This is a genomic window from Pseudomonas sp. JE3303 (assembly GCF_056312565.1).
On record NZ_JBWGIF010000031.1, the window covers coordinates 1 to 3,342 of the forward strand.

The following is a 3,342-nucleotide window of genomic DNA, read 5'->3' on the forward strand; positions in this document are numbered from 1 at the left end:
CGCGAGCTTTTTCTTCTGGGGCGCTGTCGATCTTGTCGAAGTCGACGACGGCCGAACCGAATACTTCGGAGCAGACGCGAGTCAGAGCAGCGGTCAGAGTGGTCTTACCGTGGTCAACGTGGCCGATAGTGCCGACGTTAACGTGAGGTAGGGAACGATCAAACTTTTCCTTAGCCATCGATACAGTCCTCCGCAGAAGAAATAAGTCACTACAACCGATAAAACAAAGGCAGATATTTTCATATCTGCCTTGTCATATGGAGCTCTTGAGCGGACTTGAACCGCTGACCTCACCCTTACCAAGGGTGTGCTCTACCAACTGAGCTACAAGAGCGAAACACTTTGTGCAACAACAGCAAACGTGGAGCGGGTAGCGGGAATCGAACCCGCATCATCAGCTTGGAAGGCTGAGGTTCTACCACTAAACTATACCCGCGGAGCTTGCGGCTCTCGCTAAACTGGTGGAGGGAGAAGGATTCGAACCTTCGAAGTCGTAGACGTCAGATTTACAGTCTGATCCCTTTGGCCGCTCGGGAACCCCTCCAGATGTGGGCGGCATTTTCAACTCTTGCCGTCCTGCTGTCAAGCTTTTTCTCATTTAAATCTTGAGGTTAGCTCATTTGACAGCTGCTTCCCGGGTCACCACCGAGTGGTTATCCCTGTGAAGCGGGCGCCATTCTATCAAGCTATTCGCGAGTTGCAATACCCTCGCAGAAAATAATTTTGTGCTTTAAGTCTTTGAAATCCTTCGAAAGACTGTTGAGCAAGGTTTTGTCCAGCAAACGCTCGCTTTGCGGCGCGACTTTCAGCCAGAAACCCTCCGCCCCCGGCAGCTGACCAGCCAACCGGACAGTCGTTATATCGAGGCTGAGCAAGCGCTGGCGCAACGCATCGACCTGCCCCGCCGTCGCTACACCGCCCACTACCAGGCACTCGTCACGGCGGCGGGCGGGCTGGGCCGCGCCCGTTTCGCGCAACAACCGGATCTCTTGCTGGTTACCCTTGTACAGCGACAGCGAAGCCACCTCTTTGACCCTCAAGGGCGCCTGCTGCTGATGCCAGACGTAATAGAAGACATTGAGTACCACCAACAACAGAAACAACCAACGCATATACACCTCAGTACAAAGGGCACGCCATGGCCAGGCCGACGAAGACCAGGTCTGGCACCACACGCGCATGCGGCGCCGCATGAGATACCAACGGCGCATCGCCGCCAGTCAGGAAGACGCTGAAGTCGTCGCCCCACAGGCCGTGCGCCTGCTCGATCTGGGCCTGGGCGAAGCCTTGCAGCATCAGCACACAGCCGCGCTCGACAGCCTCGACCGTCGAGCGGCCCGGCGCCAGGCTGTTCAGAGCGAGCTCAGCCGAGGCGTCGTCGTAACGAATTCTCCGGGTATGGGTCCTGAGCTGGCTGCGCATCAATGGCATACCCGGGCAGATATACCCGCCCAGGTGCTGTCCATCAGCCGACACGAAGTCCGCTTTAGCGGCAGTACCGAAGTCCATTACCAGGCATGCACCCTTTGCCAGGTGATAGCCACCCAGCGCAGCCAGCCAGCGATCCATCCCCAGCCGCTGGAAGTCGTCATATCCATTGCGTACTCCCGCCATTTCGGCGGCCGGCTGGGCAACCTGGGCAAGCACGCCAAAGCCCTCGTGGAGCAAGGCGCTGAGGGCACCAGTTTCTTCTTCACTGCGCACGCTAACCAGACGGCAAGCGCTCAGGCGGGCTGCGGCCAACGCCTTGACGGCAGCCAACAGCGCCTGGTCCGAGTCGACGATTCCGCCACCCACGATCGTGGCATCGGCAATATGGATCACCCGCCACTTGATGAAGCTGTTACCGCAATCGAGCTCAAGAATCATCACGCAACCTCAAACTGAGCTCACCACCGCTGAAGCTCTTTTCCACACCGTCGATATCAAGCCGTAGGCCGCCTTGTCCGTCTACCCCAAGCACAACGCCATCTATCCGATGTGTGCCGGCAACGAGCGATACCGCCCTGCCCTGCCACAGGTGCGCTTGCTCCCACTCTTCCTGGAAAGCTGCAAACCCATAGCGTCGGTGACGGGCGAGTTCGTGCTGCAGTTGCTGGTTGAGCAATGCGACAAGGCGATTGCGATCTATTGTCGCACCTGCTTCGCGGCGTATCGAGGTCCACTGCTGATCGACCTGCTCATTGACCTGCATGTTTACATTGATGCCGACCCCCAGCACGACATGACAGACATCTGCCGGATCACCCACAAGCTCGAGAAGGATCCCGGCGATCTTCTGGTTCTTGACCAGCACGTCGTTGGGCCATTTCAGCCCAGCCCCCGGGACCCCAAGCGCTTCCAGGGCACGCATGACTGCGAGACCCACCACCAGGCTGAGGCCTTCGAGCTGGCGCATCCCACCCTCGATGCGCAACACCAGGCTGTAATAGAGGTTTTCACCAAAGGGACTGACCCACTGGCGGCCGCGACGGCCGCGGCCGGCACTTTGCCGCTCGGCGAGGACCAGGAACGGAGCCGTCAAGCCCTCGGCGACGCAGCGCAACGCCTGGGCATTGGTGGAATCGATTGTTTCATGAATGATTACCGGCCACGGCGCGCCCTGCGAATACCCGGCGATCGCGGCTTCATCCAGGAGCGTCAGCGGGGCAGCCAATTGGTAGCCGCGGCCTCGCACCTTGTGGATGGGCAGGTTGAGCTCGCTTTCCAGGTGCTGCAGCTGCTTCCAAACGGCACTGCGACTGACCCCCAGAGCGGCCCCCAGGTCTTGCCCGGAATGAAACCGGCCATCCTTGAGGAGATTCAACAACTTCAGCATGCCAGTCTCGACTCGGAATAAGGCTGGCATGATAGCCACGGCCCGAGTGATTGCATAGGAAAAGGGCTCACCCCAGGCGGCCCTGTTCCACATGCATCCGACGAAAACCCGGAAAAGACAAAACCCCTACCTGCTCGCGCAGATAGGGGTTTTGCGAAATGAATCTTGACGATGACCTACTCTCACATGGGGAAACCCCACACTACCATCGGCGATGCATCGTTTCACTGCTGAGTTCGGGATGGGATCAGGTGGTTCCAATGCTCTATGGTCGTCAAGAAATTCGGTAGCCAGAATGTCCAGATGGACAGCCCAGCGAATTCGGATATGCGATATTTGTGATGCTACGAACTTTCGGTTGTGTCGTCTTCACCACCGCAATCTGGCAGCCCGGATGACCGGCTCGGCACAAATTGCTTGGGTGTTATATGGTCAAGCCTCACGGGCAATTAGTATGGGTTAGCTCAACGCCTCACAGCGCTTACACACCCCACCTATCAACGTCGTAGTCTTCGACGGCCCTT

The 3,342-nt window shown here is 58.1% G+C and carries 4 protein-coding genes, 3 tRNA genes and 2 rRNA genes; all 9 read right to left on the reverse strand.

The window, feature by feature from the left end; translation table 11 throughout:
- Nucleotides 1-178, reverse strand: a 178-nt coding sequence (locus tag AC0ZZU_RS23875; RefSeq protein ID WP_476343904.1) for a GTP-binding protein, incomplete at its 3' end; no start/stop codon positions are given.
- Nucleotides 179-258: 80 nt separating this feature from the next.
- Nucleotides 259-334: transfer RNA gene (locus tag AC0ZZU_RS23880), tRNA-Thr, on the reverse strand.
- A 28-nt stretch (nt 335-362) separates the two neighbouring features.
- A tRNA-Gly gene (locus AC0ZZU_RS23885) sits at nt 363-436 on the reverse strand.
- 23 nt (nt 437-459) lie between these two features.
- Nucleotides 460-544: transfer RNA gene (locus AC0ZZU_RS23890), tRNA-Tyr, on the reverse strand.
- A gap of 142 nt (nt 545-686) precedes the next feature.
- On the reverse strand, nt 687-1,112 hold the full coding sequence (locus AC0ZZU_RS23895) for a hypothetical protein (RefSeq protein ID WP_476343899.1): 426 nt from the start codon (nt 1,110-1,112) through the stop codon (nt 687-689).
- A 7-nt stretch (nt 1,113-1,119) separates the two neighbouring features.
- Nucleotides 1,120-1,869 (reverse strand): pantothenate kinase, encoded by a 750-nt coding sequence (locus AC0ZZU_RS23900; protein WP_476343901.1) that lies wholly within the window; start codon nt 1,867-1,869, stop codon nt 1,120-1,122.
- The gene (birA, locus tag AC0ZZU_RS23905; protein WP_476343902.1) at nt 1,859-2,818 is read right to left on the reverse strand and encodes a bifunctional biotin--[acetyl-CoA-carboxylase] ligase/biotin operon repressor BirA; all 960 of its coding nucleotides are present in this window, start codon (nt 2,816-2,818) and stop codon (nt 1,859-1,861) included. The genes AC0ZZU_RS23900 and birA overlap by 11 nt, the downstream gene beginning before the upstream one ends.
- 163 nt (nt 2,819-2,981) lie before the next feature.
- A 5S ribosomal RNA gene (gene rrf / locus AC0ZZU_RS23910) occupies nt 2,982-3,097 on the reverse strand.
- Nucleotides 3,098-3,246: 149 nt separating this feature from the next.
- A 23S ribosomal RNA gene (locus AC0ZZU_RS23915) occupies nt 3,247-3,342 on the reverse strand; the annotation flags it as partial.